This window comes from Trinickia sp., assembly GCF_057351765.1.
Genome location: NZ_JBMRBK010000042.1, coordinates 1 through 24,228 on the forward strand (window position 1 = coordinate 1; position 24,228 = coordinate 24,228).

General features: G+C 63.0%; 21 protein-coding genes and 1 tRNA gene. 3 read left to right on the forward strand and 19 right to left on the reverse strand.

The genetic code is table 11. The features are described from left to right. The 9 genes from ACO1XS_RS11835 to xylF form a co-directional block, all read right to left on the reverse strand. A partial coding sequence (locus ACO1XS_RS11835) for a type VI secretion system Vgr family protein (RefSeq protein ID WP_486390772.1) occupies nt 1–1,890 on the reverse strand: 1,890 nt, incomplete at its 3' end. Between the two features lie 170 nt (nt 1,891–2,060). Next, a complete protein-coding gene (locus tag ACO1XS_RS11840; protein WP_486390773.1) occupies nt 2,061–2,438 on the reverse strand; it encodes a type VI secretion system baseplate subunit TssF in 378 nt (125 codons plus the stop codon). Nucleotides 2,439–2,871: 433 nt separating this feature from the next. Continuing rightward, nucleotides 2,872–2,948, reverse strand: a tRNA-Met gene (locus ACO1XS_RS11845). 63 nt (nt 2,949–3,011) lie between these two features. Then, nucleotides 3,012–4,586: a PQQ-binding-like beta-propeller repeat protein gene (locus tag ACO1XS_RS11850; RefSeq protein WP_486390774.1), complete on the reverse strand. Its 1,575-nt coding sequence runs from the start codon at nt 4,584–4,586 to the stop codon at nt 3,012–3,014. Nucleotides 4,587–4,684: 98 nt separating this feature from the next. Further along, nucleotides 4,685–6,469 (reverse strand): IlvD/Edd family dehydratase, encoded by a 1,785-nt coding sequence (locus ACO1XS_RS11855; RefSeq protein ID WP_486390775.1) that lies wholly within the window; start codon nt 6,467–6,469, stop codon nt 4,685–4,687. Nucleotides 6,470–6,509: 40 nt separating this feature from the next. Further along, nucleotides 6,510–7,277: a D-xylose 1-dehydrogenase gene (gene xylB, locus ACO1XS_RS11860; protein ID WP_440564116.1), complete on the reverse strand. Its 768-nt coding sequence runs from the start codon at nt 7,275–7,277 to the stop codon at nt 6,510–6,512. Between the two features lie 48 nt (nt 7,278–7,325). Further along, complete coding sequence (locus ACO1XS_RS11865; RefSeq protein WP_331566881.1) at nt 7,326–8,525, reverse strand: sugar ABC transporter permease; 1,200 nt, start codon at nt 8,523–8,525, stop codon at nt 7,326–7,328. Beyond that, nucleotides 8,522–10,081: a D-xylose ABC transporter ATP-binding protein gene (xylG, locus tag ACO1XS_RS11870; protein ID WP_331566879.1), complete on the reverse strand. Its 1,560-nt coding sequence runs from the start codon at nt 10,079–10,081 to the stop codon at nt 8,522–8,524. The genes ACO1XS_RS11865 and xylG overlap by 4 nt, the downstream gene beginning before the upstream one ends. Nucleotides 10,082–10,157: 76 nt before the next feature. Next, nucleotides 10,158–11,186: a D-xylose ABC transporter substrate-binding protein gene (gene xylF / locus ACO1XS_RS11875; protein WP_331566877.1), complete on the reverse strand. Its 1,029-nt coding sequence runs from the start codon at nt 11,184–11,186 to the stop codon at nt 10,158–10,160. Nucleotides 11,187–11,502: 316 nt separating this feature from the next. On the opposite strand from xylF, the gene ACO1XS_RS11880 reads away from it, so the two are divergent. Together ACO1XS_RS11880 and ACO1XS_RS11885 are read left to right on the forward strand one after the other, a co-directional pair. After that, on the forward strand, nt 11,503–12,717 hold the full coding sequence (locus ACO1XS_RS11880) for a XylR family transcriptional regulator (protein WP_331566875.1): 1,215 nt from the start codon (nt 11,503–11,505) through the stop codon (nt 12,715–12,717). Between the two features lie 61 nt (nt 12,718–12,778). Further along, complete coding sequence (locus ACO1XS_RS11885) at nt 12,779–13,849, forward strand: aldose epimerase family protein (RefSeq protein WP_331566873.1); 1,071 nt, start codon at nt 12,779–12,781, stop codon at nt 13,847–13,849. A 28-nt stretch (nt 13,850–13,877) separates the two neighbouring features. Here ACO1XS_RS11885 and ACO1XS_RS11890 read toward each other — a convergent pair whose 3' ends face one another. The 10 genes from ACO1XS_RS11890 to ACO1XS_RS11935 form a co-directional block, all read right to left on the reverse strand. After that, nucleotides 13,878–14,597: a ferredoxin--NADP reductase gene (locus tag ACO1XS_RS11890; protein WP_331566871.1), complete on the reverse strand. Its 720-nt coding sequence runs from the start codon at nt 14,595–14,597 to the stop codon at nt 13,878–13,880. Between the two features lie 104 nt (nt 14,598–14,701). Then, complete coding sequence (locus ACO1XS_RS11895; RefSeq protein WP_331566869.1) at nt 14,702–15,034, reverse strand: non-heme iron oxygenase ferredoxin subunit; 333 nt, start codon at nt 15,032–15,034, stop codon at nt 14,702–14,704. Then, a complete protein-coding gene (locus ACO1XS_RS11900) occupies nt 15,034–15,393 on the reverse strand; it encodes an SUF system Fe-S cluster assembly protein (RefSeq protein WP_331566867.1) in 360 nt (119 codons plus the stop codon). Before ACO1XS_RS11900 ends, ACO1XS_RS11895 begins: the two co-directional genes overlap by 1 nt. A gap of 10 nt (nt 15,394–15,403) precedes the next feature. After that, nucleotides 15,404–15,859: a Fe-S cluster assembly sulfur transfer protein SufU gene (gene sufU, locus ACO1XS_RS11905; RefSeq protein WP_331566865.1), complete on the reverse strand. Its 456-nt coding sequence runs from the start codon at nt 15,857–15,859 to the stop codon at nt 15,404–15,406. Next, the gene (locus ACO1XS_RS11910; RefSeq protein WP_486390776.1) at nt 15,856–17,109 is read right to left on the reverse strand and encodes a SufS family cysteine desulfurase; all 1,254 of its coding nucleotides are present in this window, start codon (nt 17,107–17,109) and stop codon (nt 15,856–15,858) included. Before ACO1XS_RS11910 ends, sufU begins: the two co-directional genes overlap by 4 nt. Continuing rightward, a complete protein-coding gene (gene sufD, locus ACO1XS_RS11915) occupies nt 17,106–18,431 on the reverse strand; it encodes a Fe-S cluster assembly protein SufD (RefSeq protein ID WP_331566861.1) in 1,326 nt (441 codons plus the stop codon). The genes ACO1XS_RS11910 and sufD overlap by 4 nt, the downstream gene beginning before the upstream one ends. After that, nucleotides 18,428–19,201, reverse strand: a complete 774-nt coding sequence (gene sufC / locus ACO1XS_RS11920) for a Fe-S cluster assembly ATPase SufC (RefSeq protein ID WP_331566859.1) — start codon at nt 19,199–19,201, stop codon at nt 18,428–18,430. The genes sufD and sufC overlap by 4 nt, the downstream gene beginning before the upstream one ends. Before the next feature lie 24 nt (nt 19,202–19,225). Then, the gene (gene sufB, locus ACO1XS_RS11925; RefSeq protein WP_173255393.1) at nt 19,226–20,674 is read right to left on the reverse strand and encodes a Fe-S cluster assembly protein SufB; all 1,449 of its coding nucleotides are present in this window, start codon (nt 20,672–20,674) and stop codon (nt 19,226–19,228) included. 15 nt (nt 20,675–20,689) lie between these two features. Further along, nucleotides 20,690–21,169, reverse strand: a complete 480-nt coding sequence (locus ACO1XS_RS11930) for an SUF system Fe-S cluster assembly regulator (protein WP_331566857.1) — start codon at nt 21,167–21,169, stop codon at nt 20,690–20,692. A 202-nt stretch (nt 21,170–21,371) separates the two neighbouring features. After that, nucleotides 21,372–23,222, reverse strand: a complete 1,851-nt coding sequence (locus ACO1XS_RS11935; RefSeq protein WP_331566855.1) for a serine/threonine-protein kinase — start codon at nt 23,220–23,222, stop codon at nt 21,372–21,374. A gap of 183 nt (nt 23,223–23,405) precedes the next feature. Between ACO1XS_RS11935 and xth the strand changes: the two genes are divergently transcribed. Further along, nucleotides 23,406–24,182 (forward strand): exodeoxyribonuclease III, encoded by a 777-nt coding sequence (gene xth / locus ACO1XS_RS11940; RefSeq protein WP_331566853.1) that lies wholly within the window; start codon nt 23,406–23,408, stop codon nt 24,180–24,182. Nucleotides 24,183–24,228 lie beyond the last annotated feature (46 nt).

The window sequence follows — 24,228 nt, forward strand, 5'->3', positions numbered from 1 at the left end:
GCTTTGATCGCCTGCGCTATCCTGCGCCTGGTGCTGCTGGGCCAATTTGCCGAGTTCATCGTGCTGCCGCTGCGCTTGCGCCAGACGCGACGCCGGTTCGCTCACATCCGAAATGTGCGACTGCCCCGATCGCCGAGCTTCAGTACTAAGCAACATCCCCCTGCCCGAGCGAATCGCCCCGACTGCATCAGTGCGCAGCTCGAACCCCTCGCCCCGCGCATCCTGCCGCCCCTGCCAATCCTCGATCCGCGTAATGCTCCCCAACGACAACTGACTGGCCGCATGGTCGCTGCGTAGCTGCGTCTGAATGGCGTTGGCCGTGTCATCGAAAACCAAGTGATTGCTGCGCCCGCCACCCCGGTTGCCGGTATTGCCCACGAGTTCACGACTACGAATCCCCGTCAGTGCTCGTTGATGCGGCAACCGCCATGCCGGCAGGTTCATCGCGCTCCCCACGCGCCCGGTCACTAGGGGATGGTCGGGGTTCCCGTCAATCCATTGCACGACCACCTCGGAGCCAATCCGAGGCAGTGCGCTCATGCCTTGACTGCCGCCCGCCCAGCCGCTCGATACGCGCACCCACGTCGTGTACTTGCCCTCTCGATCCCAATGGAATTGCAGCAGCACACGCCCGTACTCGTCGGTATATAAGCTCTCGCCCTCGGGGCCGACCACGATCGCCGTCTGCGGCGCCAAGATCCGTGTATCGACGCTGTTCAATCCGCGCATCGGACGCCACGGCGTGGTTTTCTTCACGCACGTGAATCGGTTGCTGTACGTCGCCTGCGCGCCGACTCCCTGAAGGTAGTTGTTCGTCGCAACGTGATGCGCAAAGGTAATCAGATATTCATCATCGAAATGGCTGGCGCTGATCGAATATCCGAAGTGGTCGGTCAACTGAAACCATCGCCCCGGCATCACGAAGCGGTTGTTGCCGGTGGCCTCCCACTCACGTGCAATCGCCTCGATGGCTTCGATACGGCGACTGGTTTGCCACTCCCCATCTTCCAGGTCACGGTGTGCATACTGGCCCGCATAGTCGTACCACTCCAGCTTCTGCCCGCGATCGCTCGCCCATGCGTCGGTGCGCGCATCGACGAAACCGCCGCTACGCGCGTTCAAATGGGGCATGGCCTTGAAGTCGGTAGTCGACTCACCAATGTGCGTGGACGTGACTTGTTGAATGAACGACCACGATGCGATCCCGTCCGCTTCCTGTGAGCCGGCTTGGCTCTGGTAAGGAACCTTGGGGCTTTCACCGTCGATGACCGGCTCCTGACGCCCCGGATCGGAGATGATCAGCTTGTGCTCCGTCGCCGTGTGCTCGTACCAGTAGCACAGCCCCAAGTGCTCCCAGCGGCGGTGCACGTAGTTATGGTCGTGCTCGCCAAACTGGCACGCCATCGTCATCGAAGGGTCCTTCTGATAGACCTTCCACTGCCAGACCGCCAGCGTGCCGTAATCCGAGAAGATGGTGGCAGTTTGGCCTCGGATATCCTGATCCAGGAACAGCCGGTTGTTCTTGCGTAGCGTCAGGTACCGGGTCCAGGGGCCCATTTCGGCTTCGTAAAAAACGATGCCCCCGTCGCTCCGCACGAGCCGAAACGAGAAGATATGGCCGTTGAAATGCCGGTAGCTGCCGTCGTTGCGCAGCAGTTTCACTGTAATGAGCTTACCGACGAAGTCATTCGGATCAAGCTTGGCGTTATCCGACAGGATCTCGATCACAAATCGGAAATCGCGCGAGAGCGATTCCTCGCCTTCGAGGCGATTCACCAACAGGATCTCGGACGGGGCATTGCCTTCCGGGAATGACAGCGTCAACAGCCGACCATGCTGCATCCCTGCGGCGATCTTTCGAAGATCTTGGACAGACAAGTTTGTATTCATTGGCAAGCCTGACGAATAAGCCGGCATTCAGAGTCGCGCGATTTTACATAGATTTTCTTCAAGCCCAATATCCCAAAGCATTGTTGGGATTGACCGTAAGCTCGAGAGGCAAATGTTGCCGACACATTTATGGTTTGCGGCAGTTATTTCCAAATCGACAACTCTGCTTTTCACAATAGCGCAGCCCCGCCCATCACCGGCTCACCTCGCCATAAAACAGTGCCGCTATGACGACCGGAACCACTGCTGGAACCGCTAATCAATTGAACGAAACTGTTGGATGGCGCGTACGGCGCAAAGAAGCGCTCCATCACGCGCGCGGACACGGCCACGCTATGCGCGACACAGCGTTGCTCGTCGATTTCCAGCGTGATCTCGATCCCGCGCACCATGGCCGGCTGCGGCTTTCTCGCCATGAGTGTCATGACCGACCGGTGCTTTAAGCCCGTGATACCGTCGATGTGCTGCGCCTGTGAAGGCGAAAGTGGGGTGACCCGTTTCCGTGGTGGTAGCCGATCGCGCTGTGTCGGCGGCCGAGGTTGTACCAACCCTCGATGAAGGCGAACAGCTCACGTCGAGCTTGCTCGTATGACGCCTCGCTCCGGTTCGATGCCCAAAGGAAATCCCCTTGGGGGACACCGTTGCCCTTTCAGGCATGAGGCGAGGACTCCCAGGTAAGAACGCACTCCTTCATCGCACAACCGCCGCATCTACGCCGCTCCGCTTTGGTCACAAGAGCTTCGCGGTTCTTTGCCCGCTCGCCCTGCTCGGCGGCGCCTTCTATACGGTTCGTGTTCATCGGCTCGCGATTTACGCTCCACGCTTCCTCCCCACACTCAGTCGCCCTCGTGCAGTTGCGCTTCACTTCATTCGCTGTGACCAGCTTATGGCGGGACTTACACCCGCAGGCGTGCGCCCATCCTGGGCGCACAAAGCAAAAAGGTCTGATTTCGCGATGAAATCAGACCTTCGAATGCTGTTTGGTTGCGGGGGTAGGATTTGAACCTACGACCTTCGGGTTATGAGCCCGACGAGCTGCCAGACTGCTCCACCCCGCGTCAGAGAAAAGAAGTATATCCGCTTTCTCAAGACGCGTCAAACATTGCGCCTGGTCACCGCGCTCAACGCGGCAACGCAAACGCATACACCTTGCCATCGCCGGCCAGATAAAGCCGGCCGTTCGCGGCAACGATCGTCGAAAAACGGCGCAGCCCCGGCATGCGGTCCTCGTCTCCACCACCGGAGAAAACGGGCTCCCCATTGTCGGCACGAAAGCCGTGGAGGCGGTCGTCGCGTTCCGCGCCCGCGATCCAGACGATGCGGTTCGAGTGGCCATCGCTCGTCGTCGTGATCGGGTTGCCGCCGCCCTCCATTGGGCGGCACCATGCGGACTTGATGCCGCCCTTGCCCACGCCGTCGATGCGCAGCACGGTCACCCCCGCCCCTCGTCCGCCGCCCGGACACGATTCGAGTTGAGCCGCACTTCGGAAGGCAACGAAGGCGGCATCGCCATCGGCCCAGGTTGCCGGTGCCGTGAGAATAGGCGCGCCCGATACCGCGCTGGCCTCGAGCGCACCGCCGATTCCGCCAAGCTTGTCGCGATCGAGCAAATACGCCTTGCCATCCTTGCCAAGCGCCAGCATCAACCGACGCCCATGCACGGTGATCGGCACCGCACTCGTAGCACCAAGGTCGCTGTCGTCGCTATCGAGTTGCTGCCAGTCGGAAGGGGCAAAAAAATCGCTTCGATCCGACGAGCGCGTGAGTTCGGGGCTGAGCCGAATGACCGCCTCACCGTCGGCCCATGACTTCGCGCCCGACGTGTTGCCCGTTGTCACGAACAGATGATCCTCAGCCGCGACGATGCCGGCCGGCGCCCAGATCCCGCCCCGCGTGCCGCGCGTATGCCACTCGCCCGATACGGCCGGCGCGTCGAGCGCAAGGGCGACCACGCGCCCGCGGTACGCGCCGCAATCTCCCGTATGTCCGCCGTACGGAACGAAGAGCCGCCCGCCCGCGAGCACGAGCGCGCCGCGCTGGTTTTGCACCGTTGCATCGAATGCGGTACCGAGCGCCTTCACGCCGGCCGCGACGTCGACAGGCCATCCTTTCAGCACCGATCCGTCGCGCAGCGCGAGTCCGAAGATGAGATGCTTGAGCCCCTTTCCGTCCTTCACCATCGCATCCAGGTAAAGGGCGCCTTTCGTGGGATCGATGACAGGCGTGCCCGTCACGCCGAGCGGATCGATATCGCCGCACGGCAAATCGCCGCGCCGGGCCGGCTGGCCAAGCGCACGCTTCCAGACGACACGGCCCGTCGTCGCGTCGAGCGCATAAACGATGTTCGATTCCGTCGCGACGATCACGAGCCCGACGCTCGCTCCAGGCGGATGCCAGTACAGCGGTTGCGCGTAGACATGCCCTTCGATCGTGCCATCGAAGCCGCTGTCGCGGCGAAGCTGTCCCGCGTTCTCCCACGTCAGATCACGTATCACGTACTGACCGGCGCGATCGGCCGACCGGTGATACCCGAGCACCGAGCCACCGCCGAGCGACCACGCCGAAGCGGCGCGCATGAAGATCAGGACTGCGAAGGAAACCAGCACGACGAGCGGCACCGCGACGCGCGCGATGAACGCCGGGGTGCGGCCCGCGACAGTGGAATCGCCGGGCTGCGGCAAAGGCGGTTTTTCCACGATAGGCTCCTGACGTCGATCGCGAGAATCATGCTACAAAACCCGCGTCGGCGTGCGCCAATTGCGCACGCCAAAAGCGTCCGTACGCCCAAAATGCGTCAGTGCGAATGCCGCGGATCGCCCCGCGTTTCGATGACCTTCAGGTAAAGCGTCGCGGGCTCCAGGCAGCCGCCTGTCGAAAGCTGTCCGACGAATTGCCGATAGATTTCCTGCCACGGCGTTTGCGACGGCGGCACGTTCGCGGCGGTCTCGCCACGGCGTCGCGCGAGCTCCGTTTCATCGACGAGCACATCGACCCTGCGCGCGTTCAGATCGACGCGAATCCGATCGCCGGTGCGCAACAGCGCAAGCCCTCCGCCTACCGCCGACTCCGGCGACATGTTGAGAATCGACGGACTCGCCGATGTGCCGCTTTGTCGGCCATCGCCCAAGCAGGGCAGCGAATCGATGCCCTGCTTGATGAGCGCCGCGGGCGGTGCCATGTTCACGACTTCGGCGCTGCCCGGATAACCCACCGTGCCGCAACCGCGAATGACGAGAATGCAGTGCTCGTCAATGTCGAGCGATGGATCGTTGATGCGTGCGTGATAGTCCTCGGGACCGTCAAAGACGATCGCGCGGGCTTCGAAACGATTTTCGGCGCCCGCCTCGCTCAGGTACGTTCGGCGAAACGCCTCGCCGACGACCGACATCTTCATGATCGCGCTGTCGAAGAAATTGCCGCCGAGCACGATGAACCCGGCGCGATGCTTGAGCGGCGCATCGCAACGCCGAATGACGTCGCCGTCCGCGTCAGGTGCGGCTTGCGCGATCTCGGCGATCGTGCGGCCCGATACGGTGGCGCACGCTCCGTTGAGCCGCCCCGCGGCATGCAGTTGCCGGAGCACGGCTGGCACGCCGCCCGCACGATGAAAGCCCTCGCCAAGATACTCGCCGGCCGGCATGCAGTTGACGATGAGCGGTACGTCCTCGCCGAACCGCTGCCAGTCGGTCAGATCCAGCTCGATACCCATGTGCCGCGCAATGGCGATCAGATGCGGCGGACAATTGGTCGACGCGCCCAGCGCCGAGGCGACGACGATCGCGTTTTCGAACGCCTCGCGCGTCATGATGGCAGAGGGCCGCACATCTTCGCGCACGAGATCGACGATGCGCTTGCCGGTCACATATGCCATCTGAGCACGCTCGCGATAGGCGGCCGGGATCGACGCGCATCCCGGCAGCGACATGCCGAGCGCTTCGGCAAGCGCGTTCATCGACAGCGCGGTGCCCATCGTATTGCAATGTCCGATCGACGGCGAAGCGGCGACGGTGAGCTCCATGAACCCCTCGTAGTCGATCTCGCCGGCGGCCAGCAGATTGCGCGCGTGCCAGATGACGGTTCCGGATCCGACGCGCCGGCCATTGAACCAGCCGTCGAGCATGGGGCCGCCGGAGAGCACGATGGCAGGCATGTCGACGGTGGCCGCGGCCATGAGACAAGCCGGGGTGGTCTTGTCGCACCCCGTCGTCAGCACGACGCCGTCGAGCGGAAAACCGTGCAGGATCTCCACCAGCCCGAGATAGGCCAGATTGCGGTCGAGCGCGGCAGTCGGCCGGCGCGACTGCTCCGCGAGCGGATGAACGGGAAATTCCATCGGAATGCCACCCGCGTCGCGAATGCCTGCCTTCGTCCGCTGCGCGAGCTCGATGTGGTGCCGGTTGCACGGTGCCAGATCGCTGCCCGTCTGCGCGATGCCGATGATCGGGCGGCCCGACTGCAACTCCTCGCGCGTCAGACCGTAGTTCATGAAACGTTCGACGTAGAGCGCCGTCATGTCGGCATTGGCGGGATCGTCGAACCACTTCTGGCTGCGCAGTTTGCGCATAGGGGAGGAAGCCATGTCGGTTGTCGTCTTCGTCATCGAGAGAGAAAGTTCGCGTTCAAGTGCCGTACCATCCGGCGTCGACGAAATACTCGCGCCCCGAGCATCGCTCCCCGTCGTCCGAGGCGAGGAACAGCGCCATGCGCGCGACATGCTCGGGCTCGATGCGTTGCGGCAGGCACTGACCGGCGACGAGCTTCGCTTCGCTATCGGCCGATTGCCACAGTTTCATCTGACGCGGCGTTCGGACGGCACCCGGCACGATCGCGTTCACGCGAATGCCGAAGCGGCCCAGATCGCGGGCGAGGCCGCGTGTCATTCCTTCCACGCCCGCCTTCGCGGTCATGTAGATCGACAGTTCGGGCAAAGCCAGATGCCACGAGATCGAGCCGAAATTGAGAATAACACCGTGCCCCGCGCGCTTCATTGCGGCCGCCGCATGCTGAGCACAGAAAAACTGGTGGCGCAGGTTGACGGCGATGCGCTCGTCCCAGTAGGAAGGCGTGACTTCGTCTAGAGCGTGGCGGTCGTCGTTCGCTGCGTTATTGATGAGCACGTCGATCGTCTGCGACGCCGCTTCGATATCGGCGAACACTGCCGCCAGCGAGTCGAGATTGCGCAGATCGCAACGATAAAAGCGCGGTATGTGCGCGCAGTCGGCCAGACGCGTCACGAGTGCGCGCGAATCGTCCTCGGCCACGTCGATGAACGATACGCGCGCGCCCTGCCGCGCGAACGCTTCCACGATCGCGGCACCGATGCCGCTGCCGCCCCCCGTCACGACGACGGACTTGCCGGTAAGACTCGGATAAATTGCGTACGACATGCGAATTCCAAGAGTTGCGAATCTGGGGCGCGTCTGGCCGCCCCGGTTTCAACGCCGGTTCGATCCGGACACCACGTCGATCCAGACCGCCAGAACAAGAATGCCGCCTTTCACGATCATCTGCCAATAGGCATCGACATCGAGCATCGACATGCCGTTATCGAGACTCGCCATGACGAGCGCGCCGATCAGCGCCCCGTAAACGGTGCCCGAACCGCCGCGCATCGACGTGCCGCCGATGAAACAGGCCGCGATCGCGTCGAGTTCGCCCATCGTGCCGGCAGACGGCGAGCCGGCCGCGAGCCGGGCGGTATTCACGATGCCGGCGAATGCGCACATGAGCCCCATCAGCGCGAACACGGCGAGCTTCACGCGGTTCGTGTCTACGCCGGATAGGCGCGTCGCTTCCAGGTTCGAGCCGACCGAGTAAATCCGGCGTCCGAAGACGGTCTGCGTCGCGATCCAGCTGAATACGCCCAGCAGCACCAACACGAGCAGCACGGGCAGCGGGATGCCGCCGTAGCTGTCCAGCACGGCAACGAACACCCCGAGAATGGCGCCGGCACCCACGACCTTGGCCACATCCTGCCAAAGCGGCAGGAGAGCCAGATCGTAGCGGCGGCGGTTGGCACGCTGGCGCACCGTCAACAGCGTGAGGAGCGCGAACAGAACCACCGCCAGTGCAATCCCCGCCGCCCGCGGCAAATAACCCTGGCCGATGAAGACGAATGGGTCGGAGACCGGCGCGATGGTCGAACCGCCCGTGATACCGAGCAACACGCCGCGATAGGCGAGCATGCCGCCCAATCCGACGATGAACGATGGTATGCGCCGGTACGTCGAAAGCCATCCGTTGAAGAGTCCGGCCAGGATGCCCAGCACCATCACGGCCGGCACGGTCAGCCCGATGGGCCAGTGCCGGTTGGCATCGAGGATCGCCGCGACGCCGCCCAGCAAACCGAGCAGCGAACCCACCGACAGATCGATTTCACCGGCAATGATGATGAACACCATGCCGCACGCCAGCATGCCGCTCACGGCCATCTGTCGCAGCAGATTGGAAAGGTTGCGCGGTGTGGCGAACGCGCCGTGCGTCAGTACCGCGAAGAAGACCCAAATCACCGCCACCGCAAGGAGCAGCGCAAGAATCTTGTAGCGCGCGAACAGTTGCCTGATGCGCTCGGTGCCCGGCAGCGAGCGTTCGTCTGTCGTTCCGGCACGGCTTGGGGAAATCGTTTCGGGAGTCATGCGGCATTGGCCTCGTTCTGTTGCGCCTGGCGGCCGGCAGGCTGAATCGCGGCCGTCAGGATCTGCTCTTGCGTGAGCCCGTCGTTGACAAAATCGCCGCGCACTTCGCCTTCGCCGATCACGAGAACGCGGTCGCTCAAACCAAGTACTTCGGGCAGCTCCGACGAGACGACGATGATCGCCATACCCGTTTTCGCGAGCTCGAAGATGAGTTTGTAGATTTCGTACTTCGCGCCGACGTCGACCCCACGCGTCGGTTCGTCGAGAATCAGCACCTTGGGATGCGTCAGCAGCATGCGGGTGAGGACCGCCTTTTGCTGATTGCCGCCCGAGAGGTTCGCAATCGGCAGCATCGGATGCGCGGCGCGCACCGAAAGACGCTTCATCTCCGTGCGGATCGTATCGAGTTCGGCCGCGGCGTCGAGCGCGCCGTGCCGGGTGAAGCGCTGCAATACCGACAGCGTGATGTTGTGGCCGACGCCCAGGAGCGGCACGATGCCGTGCCGCTTACGATCTTCGGGCACCATCGCAATGCCCGCGCGAATCGCGTCGGCTGGGCTTCGAATCGACAACGGCTGCCCGTTCAGCAGCACGTGTGCGGTGCTCGTTCCGGCATAGGCGCCAAAAACGGCCTGCATCAGTTCCGTGCGGCCCGAACCGACGAGGCCCGCGACGCCTAGAATCTCGCCGCGCCGCACGTTGAACGACACGTCGTCGACTCGCTTGCGCCGCGGGTTCGTGACATCGAGACAGGTGACGTTACGCGCTTCGAAAACCGTCTCGCCGATCTCGTGGGGCTCGCGCGGAAAAAGATTCGTGATCTCGCGGCCGACCATCATCGCGATGATTTGCTCGGTCGTCAGGCCGCGCATGGGCTGCGTCGCGATATGGCGTCCGTCGCGGATCACGGTGACCGTGTCGCACACCGCCTCGACCTCGTCGAGCTTGTGCGAAATGTAGACGCACGCCACGCCGCGCCGCTTCAGATCGCGCACGATATCGAGCAGGATCCGCGTTTCCGTCGCGGTGAGCGATGAGGACGGCTCGTCGAGAATCAGGAGCCGCGCCTTTTTGTTCAGCGCCTTGGCGATCTCGATCAGTTGCTGATGCCCGCCGCCATAGTTCATGACGGGCTGGGCGACGTTGATGCCGGCGATGCCGAGTCCGCGCAGCAATTCGTCCGCGCGCTGGTACATCGCCGCGTAGTTCATGCGAGCACCCGGCAGCGTGAGCTCGTTGCCGAGGAAGATGTTCTCGGCCACCGACAGCTCGGGCACGAGCATCAGTTCCTGATGAATGATGACGATGCCGGCGCGCTCGGTGTCGCGCACGCTCGCCGCCTTGAGCTCGGCGCCATCCCAGACGATCGATCCCTCCCAGGTGCCATGGGGATAGACACCCGACAACACTTTCATCAACGTCGATTTGCCTGCGCCGTTCTCGCCGCACAGACCGAGACACTCGCCGGGCGAAACGCGCAGGTCGATGCCGTCCAACGCCTTCACGCCCGAGAACGTCTTGACGATGCCTTTCATCGTCAGCAAAGCTTGCGTCATTCGATTCATCCACGTCGATGCGCGCGCACCGCCGCCGGCCGGGGCCGGGCAGCAGTGCCGCGCGAATGCCTTCGCGTCAATTGCTCGAAAGCTGCGTCTGCGTATAGAAGCCGTCCTTGACGACGACGTCGACGTTTTTCTTGGTGAGCAGGATCGGCTGCAACAGTATCGTGTCGACCTTCTTCTTGCCGTTGTCGTACTGAGCGTTGAAGGCGGGTTTCTGGCCCTTGGCCAATTGCACGGCGAGCTTCGCCGCCTCGCTTGCGATTTGCCGGATCGGCTTGTAGACCGTCATCGTCTGCGTGCCGGCCATCACGCGCTTGACCGCCGCCAGATCGGCATCCTGGCCCGAGACCGGAACCTTGCCCGCCAAGTGCTGCGCCGCCAGCGCCTGGATCGCGCCGCCCGCCGTACCGTCGTTCGAGGCGACGATCGCGTCGATCTTGTTGCTGTTGGCCGTCAACGCGTCTTCGACGATGCGCAGCGCATTCGATGCGCTCCATTCGGGCACCCACTGTTGACCGACGACCTTGATATCGCCTCGATCGATCGCCGGCTTGAGCACTTTCAATTGCCCTTCACGCAGCATCTTTGCGTTGTTGTCCGTCGGCGCGCCGCCGAGCAGGAAGTAGTTGCCCTTCGGCTGAGCGTCGAAGACACCCTGCGCCTGCAGTTCGCCGACCTTTTCGTTGTCGAAGGAGATATAGGCGTCGACATCGGCATCGAGAATCAGCCGGTCGTACGAGATCACCTTGATGCCAGCCTTCTTCGCTTCGGCGACGACGTTGCCGAGCGTCTTCGAATTGAACGGCACGATGACGATCACATCGACGCCGCGCGAGATGAGGTTTTCGATCTGGGCATTCTGGCGGGCCTCGCTCGCATCGGCCGACTGCACGGAGACCGTCGCGCCGAGCTTCTTCGCGGCTTCGACGAAATAGTCGCGATCGCGCGACCAGCGCTCGACGCGCAGATCGTCGATGCAAAAACCGATTTCGGGGTGATCCTTGCTCGCATGCGCGAGCGGGGCGGCCGCCGACAAACCGGCGACGATGGCCGTGCATATCAGCGAACTCAAGAACGAACGACGCTTTGCGGATTGCATGTCTCACTCCTTTTTATATTGGGCTTGACGCCGCGGCAGACGAAAAGCGCTCGGGTGGCGGCAACCTCGTCTGTCGGGCGGGCTTCGACGCGCCGGCGTGCACAGCATGCCGCCCTCGAAGTGACGCCATACTGCCGCGCGGCCCGGGCCGCGACAATTACGAAATTGCGCATCCGCCATAACGTTTCTTGCGGGTGCCGGGCACACGTCTTACGCGTAACGGCTTTCGCGCCTAAAATCGCGGAGCAGCGAGACAAGAATCGATACCGGAGACGAGCATGCACGAGACACCGCGCCCCCGCGCGCGAACGCCGCGATGACGAAGCCGTCCGTGCCGCCCAAGGCGCACCGCATCGCCCTGCTCTTCAATGCCAACAAGGTCTACGATCGCGAGATCATTACCGGCGTCGGCAATTATTTGCTGTCCACGCGCATCGGGTGGGACGTCTTTCTCGAAGAGGATTTCCGCTGCAGGCTGACGGGCATCGAGCGCTTCGACGGCGACGGCATCATTGCGGATTTCGACGATCCGGCCGTCAGCGAAGCGCTCGAAGGCTCGCCGCTGCCCGTCGTGGCGGTGGGTTCGTCCTACGAGGACCCGTCGGACTATCCGTCCGATGTCCCATATATTGCGACGGACAACGTCAAGCTGGTCTCGCTCGCCTATACGCATCTGATCGGCGCGGGCTTGCAGCATTTCGCGCTGTACAGCCTGCCGCCCACGCCGAATCACCGCTGGGCCCATCAGCGTGAGCTCGCGTTCGCGCGCCTGCGCCGCGCCGATGGCCGAACGCCCGAGGATATCGAAGGCGAAATCTATCGCGGTCTCAGCACGAGCGCGCCCACGTGGGACCAGGCGATCGAGCAGCTCACGGGCTGGCTGCACGCGCTGCCGAAGCCCGTGGGCATCATCGCCGTGACCGACGCACGAGCGCGGCACCTGCTCCAGGCGTGCCTGATGTCGGGTATTCCCGTACCCGAGGACGTCGCCATCATCGGCATCGACAACGATCCGCTCGCGCGCACGCTCACGCGCATTCCGCTGTCGTCGGTCATTCAAGGCACCGAAGAAATGGGGCGTACGGCCGCCCATCTGCTGCATCAAATGCTGCATGGGGCGCGCTTCGGGGCGCGCCGCATCCTCGTGCCGCCCGTCGGCATCAATGTGCTCGAATCGACGAAGCATCGCCCCATCGCCAGCCCGTATGTCGCGCGTGCCCGTCATTTCATCCGGCAATACGCCTGCCAGGGCATCCGCACGGAACAGGTCGCGGACTACGTGGGCGTCTCGCGCTCGTCACTCGAAGAGCATTTTCGCCGCGAGCTGAGCTGCACGATCCACCAGGAAATCCTGCGGCAGAAACTCGATGCCGCGAAAGCGCTGCTGGCGCGGCGCGACATGGCGACGGCGGAGGTCGCCATTCGCTGCGGGTTTACTTCGCTACAGTACATGCACGCCGTCTTTCGTCGCGAGCTCGGCTGCACGCCGCGCGAATTCCAGGAGCGCGCGAGCGCACCGGCGACGGGGTGAATCGGCGCCGGCCCCTTTTCTCTTTTCCTCTCTTTACCGTCTCTTCACTTCACGATACGTCATGATCAACACCGCAATACCGTGTTCCGAACCGTGGGGCATGCTGCCCGGCTCGCAACCTGTGCGTCTGTTCACGCTGCGCAACGCCCAGGGCATGAAAGTCGCCATCAGCGACCTCGGCGCGACGCTCGTGTCGTGGCTCGCCCCCGATCGCGCGGGACGCCTGGGCGATGTCGTGCTCGGCCACGACACGCCCGCCGAATACCTTGCCTCCACGGCTTACATGGGTGCGACCGTCGGGCGATGGGCGAACCGCATCGCCGGCGCGCGGTTCGTGCTGGACGGCGTCGAGTACACGCTCGATCGCAACGAAGGACCAAATCTGCTGCACGGTGGCAATGCCGGCTTTCATCGCGCGCTGTGGGACGCCGAGGAAGACGACGGCGGGCTCGTCATGCGACTTCACTCGGAGGAAGGCGAAGCGGGCTTTCCGGGGAACGTGGATGTCACGGTGCGCTACTCGCTCGACGACGAAGGCGAGCTCAGCATCGAATACGGGGCCCGCAGCGACGCACCGACGCCGATCAACCTGACGAACCATGCGTACTTCAATCTGACGGGCGAACCGGGCACCGATATTCGCGGCCATGTCGTATCGATCGAATCGGACCGCTTTTTCGAGGTCGATGGGGCGCTGATCCCATGCAGCGAGTCGCTCGTTGCCGGCAACGCATTCGATTTTCGACAAAGCGCGCCGATCGGTGCGCGGCTCGACTGGCCCCACGAGCAGCTGACGCTCGCGGGCGGCTTCGATCACTGCTACGTACTGCCCGGCACGGCGCTGGAAGGGCGGCCCGTGCGTGAGGTCGCGCGCGTGTACGACCCCTCGAGCGGCCGCGAGCTGACGGTCTCGACCGATCAGCGCGGCTTGCAGTTCTATACGGGCAATTTCCTCGATGACGAGCCGGGGCGCAACGGCAGCCGGTACGCGCGGCACGCCGGGTTTTGCCTCGAGGCCGGCGCCTTTCCGAACGAGATCAACCGGCTCGAACGCGATCATTTGATCGTGCGGCCCGACAAGCCGTATCGTCAGGTGACGAAGTACCGGCTCGGCGTGGCCGCGAACGCTTGAAGCCGGCCTGCGCGCTCGACGCGATCCATCAGTATCCGTAGAACTCTTCGCTGTGGATCGCGTCGTCGGCAATGCCGATGTCGCTCAATGTCTGGTAGACGTCGCTTACCATGGCCGGCGGCCCCGCCAAGTAATAAAGGGGCTCGTTGACATGGCCCATCACCTGCCGCAGCAACGCCTCGTCGATTCGGCCGATATGGCCGTTCCAATGGATATTCGATTTTCCGGGCTGGGTCATCGTCGCCACGAGCCGGAAGTTCGAATTCGCGCGCTCGAGCTGTGTCAGCTCGGAAATGAAGGGGGCATCCTCGGGGCGGCGGTTGCAATAGACGAGCATGAGAAGCTGCGGAGCTTGATCGTGAGCCGCCTGGCGGAGCATGCTCATGAACGGCGTGATGCCAATGCCGCCCGCGATGAGAACGGCCGAGCGCTTTGCATCCTTTTGCACGAGCGAACCGAACGGCCCGTCGAGCCGGACCTTGGCGCCCAGCGGCAACCGCTTCAATGCCTGCTTGAACGGGCTGTCGCGCATGCGTGTGGCGATCGCCAGCCCGTCCTCGGATGGCGCGGTCACGATCGAAAACGTGTGCCGCGCACCGCGCGCCGCCTCGATTTCGCTCTCGACGAGCACCAGATCCATCGCCTGGCCGGCCTTGAACTGGAACCCGTCTGGGCGTTCAAACCCAAACAGCATCGTGTCCATCGCCACGATATCGCGTACTTTCAGCGTCGTATCGTAAGTGCTCATGGGCGTGCCTCCGGCTCCGTAGCTTTCCCGCATCATCCTGCAATGCGAACGATCCGTCCAGTAGCCGGCTGCGGCGGCTCGAGCGGACTGAAACGCATCGTTCCCTAGTCCGCCTCGTCGTCCCAGCGCGAATCGCGCACCTGTACGATGCCCGAATCGATGCGCACGTCGAACGTCGGCACGTCTTCATAAGCCGGCGGACTCATCGCTTTGCCCGTCCGGATGCAAAAGCGCGCTCCATGACGAGGGCATACGACGACATCGCCCTGTACCTCGCCTCCCGTCAGCACGCCTCCATCATGGGTGCACCTGTCCTCGATCGCATAGCAGGTGCCATCCACATTGAAGACCGCGATCGGCACGCCATCCACATCGGTCGTTTTCGACGAACCGGGCGGCAAACCTTCGACGGGTGCAACATCGATCCAGCCGGACATCAGAGCATCCCCAATTGCAGCCGTGCGGCCTCCGACATCCGATCCCGGTCCCACGGCGGATCCCACACGAGCTCGACCGTCGCGTCGTTGACGCCGGCAACCGAAAGCACCGCATCCTCTACGATCGAGGGAAACGTCTGCGCCACCGGGCAACCGGGCGCGGTCAACGTCATGCGGATCGCGATCCGCCCCGCGGCCTCGTCGACATCGAGCGCATAGATGAGACCGAGATCGTAGATGTTGACGGGAATCTCGGGATCGTAGACGGTCCGCAACGCCTCGACGACGCGCTCCTCGAGTTCACCCTCGCTCGACTGGTCGATCCGGTCGCTTCGTTTGAGCCAATCCATCGCAGTCATCGCATCGTCCTCATTCCGTCGATACCGTCTCGCCCGCATCGTTCAATGCAGCACGCAACGTGTGCCACGCCAGCGTCGCGCATTTGATGCGCGCAGGGAATTCACGCACGCCAGCCAGCGTCGCCAGCTTGCCCAGCGCTTCGCGCTCGTCGGCCGATGGCTCGCGTTGCTCGGTCACCATCGCGTGAAACCGTTCGAACAGCGCCTGCACTTGCGTCTCGCTTTTGCCGACGAGCGCCTCCGTCATCATCGATGCCGATGCGGTCGCAATCGCACATCCCGAGCCTTCGAAGCGCACGGACTTCACGATGCCGTCCTCGACGAGCAGATAGAGCGAAATCCGATCGCCGCACAGCGGGTTATAGCCGACGGCCTTGTGATTGGCATCCGCCAGCGCCCCGCGGTTGCGCGGGTGCCGGTAGTGATCGAAAATCACCTCCTGGTAGAGCTCACGCAGATCGCTCATCGGCCGAATACCTCCTGTACCTTCGACAGCCCGCGCAGCAACGCGTCGACGTCGGCACGCGTGTTGTACAGCCCGAACGATGCCCTCACCGTCGCCGGCACCCCGAAGCGCTGCATGACGGGCATTGCGCAATGGTGTCCGGCTCGCACGGCAACACCCTCGTGATCGAGAATCGTGCCGACATCGTGCGCATGGACGTCGTCCTGAACGAACGAGAGCACGCCGGCCTTCTCGCGCGCGGTACCGATCAGGCGTATATGCGGGAGCGCCCCGACGGCCTGCGTCGCATACGCGAGCAGCGCCGCTTCGTGCGCCCCGATGGCCTCGATACCGATCGCATCGACATAATCGAGCGCTGCCGCGAGCCCGATCGCCCCGGCAATGTCCGGCGTGCCCGCTTCGAACTTCCATGGAATCGCGTTGTATTCGGTGTGCTCGAACGTGACCGAGCGAATCATGTCGCCCCCGCCCTGCCACGGCGGCATCGCCTCGAGATGACGCGCCTTCGCATAGAGCACGCCGATACCGGTCGGACCGTAGACCTTATGTCCGGAGAACGCGTAAAAATCGCAATCGAGCGCCTGCACATCGACGCGCAGATGTGCGATGGCCTGCGCGCCGTCGATCAGCACCGGCACCCCGCGCCGGTGCGCAAGCTCGATGAGTTGCTTCACCGGATTGATCGTCCCGAGCGCGTTCGAAACATGCGCGAACGCTGCGAGCCGCGTACGCTCGCCGAGCATGCGTTCGCAGGCGGCCATATCGAGCGTACCGCTGTCGTCGATCGGCACCACTTTGAGCTGGGCCCCCGTTTGCGCGCACACGAGTTGCCACGGCACGATGTTCGAGTGATGCTCCATCGCGCTCACGAGGATCTCGTCGCCGGGCTGCAGGCGAGGACGCACGCCGCTTTGCGCAACGAGGTTGATCGCCTCGGTCGTGCCGCGCACGAAGACGATCTCCTCGGTGCGCGCCGCGTTGACGAAGCGCGCGATCCGCGCACGTGCGCCCTCGTACGCATCGGTCGCGCGCTGCGAGAGTTCGTGCACACCACGATGAACGTTCGCGTTCGAGTGCAGGTAGTAAGCCCGTTGCGCCTCGATGACCGAAGCCGGTTTTTGCGTCGTCGCCCCGTTATCGAGGTAGACGAGCGGCTTGCCATGCACGCGTTCGTCGAGAATCGGGAAATCGCTGCGCCACCGCGCATGGGCCGAGTCGTCGAAAAAAGCGAGCGGTTCGATGGGCTTCATGCGAGCTCCCGCTGTATCCGTTCGCCGTCGGGCATGCGTGCCAGCAGCATCTTCGCGAGCCGGCCCCGCACGTTTTCGTCACTGACGCGATCGACGATATCGCGCGCGAATGCCCAGATCAGCGTCGCGCGCGCTTGCGGCTCGTCGATGCCGCGCGCGCGCAGATAAAAGAGTTGCGCCTCGTCGAGCTTGCCGACGGTGGCACCGTGCGTACACTTGACATCGTCCGCATAGATTTCGAGCTGCGGCTTGGTGTCGATCTCGGCGTCGCGTGACAGCAGCAGATTGCGGTTGGACTGGTGCGCGTCCGTCTTCTGCGCATCCTGATGCACGATGACGCGGCCGTTGAACACGCCGTGCGCCGCGCCGTCGAGCACACCGCGGTAGAACTCGCGGCTCGTGCAACGCGCGGACTCGTGGTCGATGCAGGTGTGATGATCGACGTGTTGCCGAGCGAGCGCGAAATAGAGCCCGTTGAGCGTGCAATCGGCGTCGGTGCCCATCAGACGTGTATCGATCTCAACCCTCGACAGGGCGGCACCGAGTGCGAACGAATGCGATGCAACATGGCTTGCACGCTCCTGGTCCAGCGCGAGGCGGCCGATATGGTAGGCGCGGCGCGCGTCCTGCTGAATCCGGCAATGCTCGACGTCGGCCCCCTCCTTGACGACGATGCGCGTCACCGTGTTCGTCAGATAGCTGTCGTCGGCCACGCCGACGAACTGCTCGATGACGGTACAGCGTGCGCCGCGGCCCGCTATCACGACATTGAACGGATGAATGGCGAGGCCGGCTTCCTCGGCGACGAACAGCATCTGAATCGGCGCGTCGAGCCGGCAATCGGGCGGCAATACGAGCACATAACCATCGCTGAGGAAAGCGGTGTTCAACGCCTCGAAACCGTCGTGCGGTGTGTGATGGGCAAGGAGCGCCTCGAGCTGCTCGGGAATCTCCCGCAGCGCGCGCGTCAGGCTGCCGATGAATATGCCCTCTGGCAGACCGCTCGTTCGCGAGAGCCTTGGCGCATGCCGACCGTTGACGAACACGAGCCGATGCACCGACTTGTCCAGTATGAGATCGTCGACGATTGCCGATACGTCGACATCGCCGCGCGGCGACGCAAAATGCCATTCGCGCGCACCGATCGACGCCACGTTCGTATATTTCCAGTCTTCCTGCCGCGTAGTCGGAAACCGCAGCTTGTCGAACCGTTCGAACGCGCTGCGTCGTGCGCCGCGCAGCCAGGGCAGCTCCGCACCCGGCAGCGTCCTCGCGAGCGTGCGAAACGCGTGATGATAACGATCGACCGTTAAATCGCTCATAGCTGGCCCTCCTCGCCTCGACTGCCTGCTTCGTCGGCAAGCCAACCATACCCCTTGCGCTCGAGCTCGAGCGCCAATTCCCGCCCGCCCGACTTGACGATGCGCCCATGAGCCAGGACATGCACGTAGTCCGGCGCGACATAATCGAGCAGCCGTTGATAGTGCGTGACGAGCACAAATGCGCGTTCGGCGCTTCGCAGCGCATTCACGCCGCCCGCCACGATCTGCAGTGCATCGATATCGAGACCGGAATCGGTCTCGTCGAGAATCGCGAGGCGCGGCTCGAGCACGGCCATCTGCAGAATCTCGTTACGCTTTTTCTCGCCACCCGAGAAACCCTCGTTGACAGCCCGGTAAAGCAGGCCCTCGTCCATCCGCATCAGCGCCATTTTTGCTTTGACGAGTTGCAGGAAATCGATCGCGTCGAGTTCGGGCTCGCCGCGGTGCCTGCGCTGCGCGTTCAAAGCCGCTTTCATCAGATAGACGTTGCTGACGCCGGGAATCTCCACCGGGTACTGGAACGCCAGAAATATCCCTTCGCGCGCACGCTCTTCGGGTGCCTGCGCCAGCAGGTCGCGCTCCGCGTAGCGGACCGATCCGCCCGTCACCGTATAGCCGTCGCGGCCGGCGAGCACGTGTGCGAGCGTGCTCTTGCCCGAGCCGTTCGGGCCCATGATGGCGTGCACCTCGCCCGCCCCGACATGCAGATCGATACCGCGCAAAATGGGCTTGCCGTTCACTTCGACATGGAGGTCATCGATATGGAGCATGGTTCTGGTTCCTGTTGCGCCGCTTCAACCGACGCTGCCTTCGAGGCTCACGCCGAGCAGCTTCTGCGCCTCGACCGCGAACTCCATCGGCAGCTCCTTGAATACTTCCTTGCAAAATCCGTTGACGATCATCGAAACCGCGTCTTCTTCGGACAGGCCGCGCTGCCGGCAATAGAAGAGCTGGTCCTCGCCGATACGGGAGGTCGAGGCTTCATGCTCGACGTGCGCGCTCGGATTCTTCACCTCGATATACGGGAACGTGTGCGCGCTGCAACGATCGCCGAGCAGCAATGAATCGCATTGCGTGTAATTGCGCGCCCCGTGCGCGTCGCGACCGACTTTCACGAGACCGCGGTAGGCGTTCTTGCCATGCCCGGCCGAAATGCCCTTCGACACGATCGTGCTGCGCGTGTTGCGGCCCAGGTGGATCATCTTCGTGCCCGTATCGGCTTGCTGACGATGATTGGTCAGTGCGACCGAATAGAATTCGCCGACGGAATCGTCGCCGCGCAAGATCACGCTCGGGTATTTCCAGGTGATGGCCGAGCCCGTCTCCACCTGCGTCCACGAGATTTTCGCGCCGGCTTCGCGGCAATCCCCGCGCTTCGTGACGAAGTTGTAGATGCCCCCGCGCCCCTGAGCATCGCCCGGATACCAGTTTTGCACCGTCGAATAGCGAATTTGCGCGCCTTCCAGCGCCACGAGCTCGACCACCGCCGCGTGCAGCTGGTTCTCGTCGCGCATCGGCGCCGTGCAACCTTCGAGGTAGCTCACGTATGCCCCTTTGTCCGCGATGATGAGCGTGCGCTCGAATTGCCCCGTGTTGCGCGCATTGATGCGAAAGTAGGTTGAGAGCTCCATCGGGCAGCGCACGCCCGGCGGGATATAGCAGAACGATCCATCGCTGAACACCGCGGAGTTCAGCGCGGCATAGAAGTTGTCGGTATGCGGCACGACCGAGCCCAGATACTGGCGCACCAGATCGGGGTGCTCCCGAACCGCTTCGGAGAACGAACAAAAGACGATGCCGAGCTTGCCGAGTTGCTCGCGAAACGTCGTTGCCACGGAGACGCTGTCGAACACGGCGTCCACCGCGACACCGGCCAGCAATTCGCGCTCCTTAAGCGGAACACCGAGCTTTTCGTAAGTGCGCAGCAACTCGGGATCGACTTCGTCGAGGCTCTTCGGGCCATCCTTTTGTGCGAGCGGCGCCGAATAGTAGGCAATGTCCTGATAATCGATCGGCGGGTGACGAACCGTGGCCCAGGCGGGTTCCGTCATCGTCAGCCAATGGCGGTAGGCGGCGAGCCGCCATTCGAGCATGAATGCCGGTTCGTCCTTCTTCGCCGAGATGAGCCGGATCACGTCCTCGGACAGGCCGCGCGGCAGCGTATCGGCCAGCACGTCGCTCACGAATCCGTGACGGTATTCGCGATTGATCAGACGATCGAGGCTGGATGGCGTGGAACTCATATGCGTTTCTCCCGGTCAGCTGCGGCGCGCGGCGGCGCGTACGAGCGGTACGGCTTCGCGTGCGCGAATCGCGCTGATGTCGACATCGCTGAGCACGGGCCCGGCCAAATCGGCCAGCGAGACCTGCCTCAGTGCTTCGAAGACGACACGATTGACCTTTTGCCAATTCGCCCGCGCGCTACAGATCGATTCCTGCTGGCACACGCCCGGCGCCAGGCTGCATTCGGTCATGCCGAACGGCCCGTCGACGGCGGCGATGATGTCCGCGAGCGAGACGAGCGCCGCGGAGCGTTTCAACCGGTAGCCGCCGCTGACGCCGCGCAGCGAGGCCGTCAGCCCACCGCGCACGAGCATTTTCATGACCTTGGAGACCGTAGGCACGGGAATGCCGGTGACGCTGGCGAGGTTGCCGGCGCTTTGCACAGCCTCCGGCTCCCGGGCCATCGCGACGAGGATGACCGTGCCGTAATCGGCCAGCTTGCTCATACGCAGCATCGCATCGTTCTCCTAATCAGGACCAGAACAGTACTGATTCAGGCCCCGCGATCCCAACCCAGGACGATGACGGTATCAGTGGGCGCGCGTTTGCACTGGCGCACGTTCCAGACGCGCGCTGAAACCGACTGGAATCATTGTAGACCCGCCGCCAAAACCCTGTCGCAGTCAAGGTCGTCCGTCACTGCGCGGGCGAAACGCATCATGCGTCGGCGTCGGCCGGCTCGGATTCAGTCGACGCAAGCCCCGCGCCACCCCATTGCAGTTGCTCGGCGCGATCCAACAGTTGGCGAACCGACGGCTCGCTCAGTTTTTTCAAGCGCTCCTCGATGTCTGCCTGACGGTTCCCCTGTTGATCGTCTTGCCACATTTCGTTCAACCCCAATACGAGGTCGTAGATAGCGCCCCTGGCCTGCATGTCTTCGATGTGGGGATAACATGCCGTAAATCTCGACGATATCGACTGGCTGCGATCCCATCGCTCCGACTTTTCGTAAGACAGGTGTGTCTGATCCCGAGGAGCCAGCGCCGCAAAAAATCGATGCCGCAGCAATTCGATCGACGAAGGCCTGCTTTCAGGCGACTGTTGAATCATGCGGCGAGTGACATCGAGGATTTCGTCCCTGTCCGTCGATGGCAGATACTGCAGATCATCGAAAAACGGGAAATCGTCGACGGTCAAGCTCTCGGGGGCGAAGCCGCTTATCGCGGTTGACGTTGTGGCGCGTTTGACGAAATAGGCGAGCAACTGTCCCACTGCGTAGATGTCGCTCTTGTGATTGGCGACCGACGACCAGATATCGATATACCCAGGGGTGCCCGGCGGACGCCTTTGTCCCACCTCACGACTATTGCCCATATCGATCAGCTTGAACATCTTCTCGTCCGCGTCATACATGACGTTGTTGGGAGAAATGTCCGAATGGGCCACCCCTTGCTGCTCGCACAGTGCAATCGCGATGAGGATATCGGCGATAGCCTGCTTCACGAGGTCCAGATAGTCTCGTTCGTCGATCACGACCGCTTCGAGCGCCGCTCGCGATTTTTTGACGACGCCTCGGAGACTTTCGCCGTTTATCTTTTCGCACAGGATTCCGAATTCATCGTCGATGCGGACCAGATCGTAGACCTGCATGACGTGAGTGGTCTTCGTCAGCGCCGCCGTGATCTGAAATTCATCGATTATCTGCTGCTTTTTCCTCTCGATCACCGCTTCCCTTGCCGCCGGGTCGTTCAGCTCGTCGCCACGTAACGCCGCATACAGATCGACCGGCACGGGGTTCTCGAGATCGGGGCGAAGGAGCGCCTTGAAAACGAACTCTCGGCCAAGATTTTTACCGTCCCTCATCAGATTTTCCGCAAGCGTCACCGCGTAGGCCTTGCCAAACCTGCCCCTGCCGAGCTGCTCTTTGAGAGGCTGCGCAGCCCGCGTTCGCGGGGACCCAGCCAGCCTCACCTCGCGGAATCCCGAGCTGGTTTGCGCGACGCCCGACTTCATCGCGGCAATGGCCGAGGCCAAGGTCGATTTGATCGGCAGTTCATTGAGCCGTGCCACCAGGCTCGGACTCAGCGTATCGCACAGCATTTGATCGCTGCTGCCCTGGCGCGCGTACTTGCGTGCCGCTCTGAGAAGTTGATCGGGCGTGGCGGTTCGCGACGAGTCTCCCGGCATACGCGGCTTGACAGGACGCCGGGCCGCGTCCATGAACGACGCCCATTTTCTGTACGACGGCGGCGCGGGCCGCGCCGCCGAAGCAGCCGCTGGAGACAACCCGGTGCTCGAGGAACTCGGACTGGGCAGGTCGGGGCGCCGCTGCCGTTTCACCGCCGCCGGCTCCGGCAGGTCATCGTCTTTCTCGAGCGGCCGCTTGAGATCGCTTCGATTCGATCGCGGCGACGATGCGCCCTCGTCGGCCGAGCGCGTCCTGAGCTGAGCCAAAGCCGCGTTCGACGACGGCGATCGCTGCCGCCGCGGCGACACCTCGGACGCGAGCGCTTCCGGATCCGCCGGCTCGATCGCAGCGATATCGAGTTGTTTTAGATTGATTTTCATGAGAGCCGCCGACCAAGACAGGGTATGCCGAAGCGCGATACGATCCGGAAAACGCACGCTGTCGCAGGCTAGCGAATCGAACCGGACTCGAACGTTCCCATCGCCGAAAATGACGCGCAGCGAACGAAACGACGAGCCCCTACCCGACCGGATAAAAACGTCTTAGCAAGGATGCGGAAAAACATGAAACTCGCCACGTGGAACGTGAATTCCCTCAAGGTGCGCCAGCAGCATGTCATCGATTGGCTCGAGCTCAGTCAAGCCGATGTGCTGTGCCTGCAGGAACTGAAAATGCCCGACGAAAAGTTCCCGCATGCCGAGCTTGCCGCAAAGGGCTACCGGAGCTGGTGCGCGGGGCAAAAGACCTATAACGGCGTCGGTATCCTCGTGCGGGATGGCATCGAAGTCGACGAGACCGACATCGTGCGCAACATCCCGGGCTTTGCCGACGAACAGCAGCGCCTGATCGCCGCCACGGTGAATGGCCTGCGCATCGTCTCGGCATACTTTCCGAATGGCCAGGCCCCGGCCACCGAAAAATTCGCCTACAAGCTACGCTGGCTCGAAGCGCTTGCCGAATGGCTCCGCGGCGAAATGACACGCTACCCGTCGCTCGCGCTGCTGGGCGACTACAACATCGCGCCCGAAGACCGCGACGTGCATGACCCGAAAGCTTGGGAGGGACAAAATCTGGTCTCGCCGGAAGAACGCGCGGCATTCGTCAAACTGACCGGTCTCGGACTGGTCGACGTTTTTCGCCGATTCGAACAGCCGGAGAAAATGTTCACCTGGTGGGATTACCGCATGCTCGCGTTCAGGCGGAATGCCGGCCTGCGGATCGATCACATTCTGTTATCGCCGCCGCTCGCCGAACGCTGCACCCACTGTGAAGTCGATAAAACGCCGCGCAAATGGGATCAACCGTCCGATCATGCGCCGGTGATCGCAAATATCGGCTGAACCGACGTTATTCTGAGCGCGCTTCTCACATCAACCCATAGGAAAA

Coding starts and splice junctions, on each gene's coding strand:
- ACO1XS_RS11855 (WP_486390775.1), bottom strand. CDS start 6,469: ATGGCTTCCTCCCCTATGCGCAAACTGCGCAGCCAGAAGTGGTTCGAC.
- xylB (WP_440564116.1), bottom strand. CDS start 7,277: ATGTCGTACGCAATTTATCCGAGTCTTACCGGCAAGTCCGTCGTCGTG.
- ACO1XS_RS11865 (WP_331566881.1), bottom strand. CDS start 8,525: ATGACTCCCGAAACGATTTCCCCAAGCCGTGCCGGAACGACAGACGAA.
- xylG (WP_331566879.1), bottom strand. CDS start 10,081: ATGACGCAAGCTTTGCTGACGATGAAAGGCATCGTCAAGACGTTCTCG.
- xylF (WP_331566877.1), bottom strand. CDS start 11,186: ATGCAATCCGCAAAGCGTCGTTCGTTCTTGAGTTCGCTGATATGCACG.
- ACO1XS_RS11880 (WP_331566875.1), top strand. CDS start 11,503: ATGACGAAGCCGTCCGTGCCGCCCAAGGCGCACCGCATCGCCCTGCTC.
- ACO1XS_RS11885 (WP_331566873.1), top strand. CDS start 12,779: ATGATCAACACCGCAATACCGTGTTCCGAACCGTGGGGCATGCTGCCC.
- ACO1XS_RS11890 (WP_331566871.1), bottom strand. CDS start 14,597: ATGAGCACTTACGATACGACGCTGAAAGTACGCGATATCGTGGCGATG.
- ACO1XS_RS11895 (WP_331566869.1), bottom strand. CDS start 15,034: ATGTCCGGCTGGATCGATGTTGCACCCGTCGAAGGTTTGCCGCCCGGT.
- ACO1XS_RS11900 (WP_331566867.1), bottom strand. CDS start 15,393: ATGACTGCGATGGATTGGCTCAAACGAAGCGACCGGATCGACCAGTCG.
- sufU (WP_331566865.1), bottom strand. CDS start 15,859: ATGAGCGATCTGCGTGAGCTCTACCAGGAGGTGATTTTCGATCACTAC.
- ACO1XS_RS11910 (WP_486390776.1), bottom strand. CDS start 17,109: ATGAAGCCCATCGAACCGCTCGCTTTTTTCGACGACTCGGCCCATGCG.
- sufD (WP_331566861.1), bottom strand. CDS start 18,431: ATGAGCGATTTAACGGTCGATCGTTATCATCACGCGTTTCGCACGCTC.
- sufC (WP_331566859.1), bottom strand. CDS start 19,201: ATGCTCCATATCGATGACCTCCATGTCGAAGTGAACGGCAAGCCCATT.
- sufB (WP_173255393.1), bottom strand. CDS start 20,674: ATGAGTTCCACGCCATCCAGCCTCGATCGTCTGATCAATCGCGAATAC.
- ACO1XS_RS11930 (WP_331566857.1), bottom strand. CDS start 21,169: ATGCTGCGTATGAGCAAGCTGGCCGATTACGGCACGGTCATCCTCGTC.
- ACO1XS_RS11935 (WP_331566855.1), bottom strand. CDS start 23,222: ATGAAAATCAATCTAAAACAACTCGATATCGCTGCGATCGAGCCGGCG.
- xth (WP_331566853.1), top strand. CDS start 23,406: ATGAAACTCGCCACGTGGAACGTGAATTCCCTCAAGGTGCGCCAGCAG.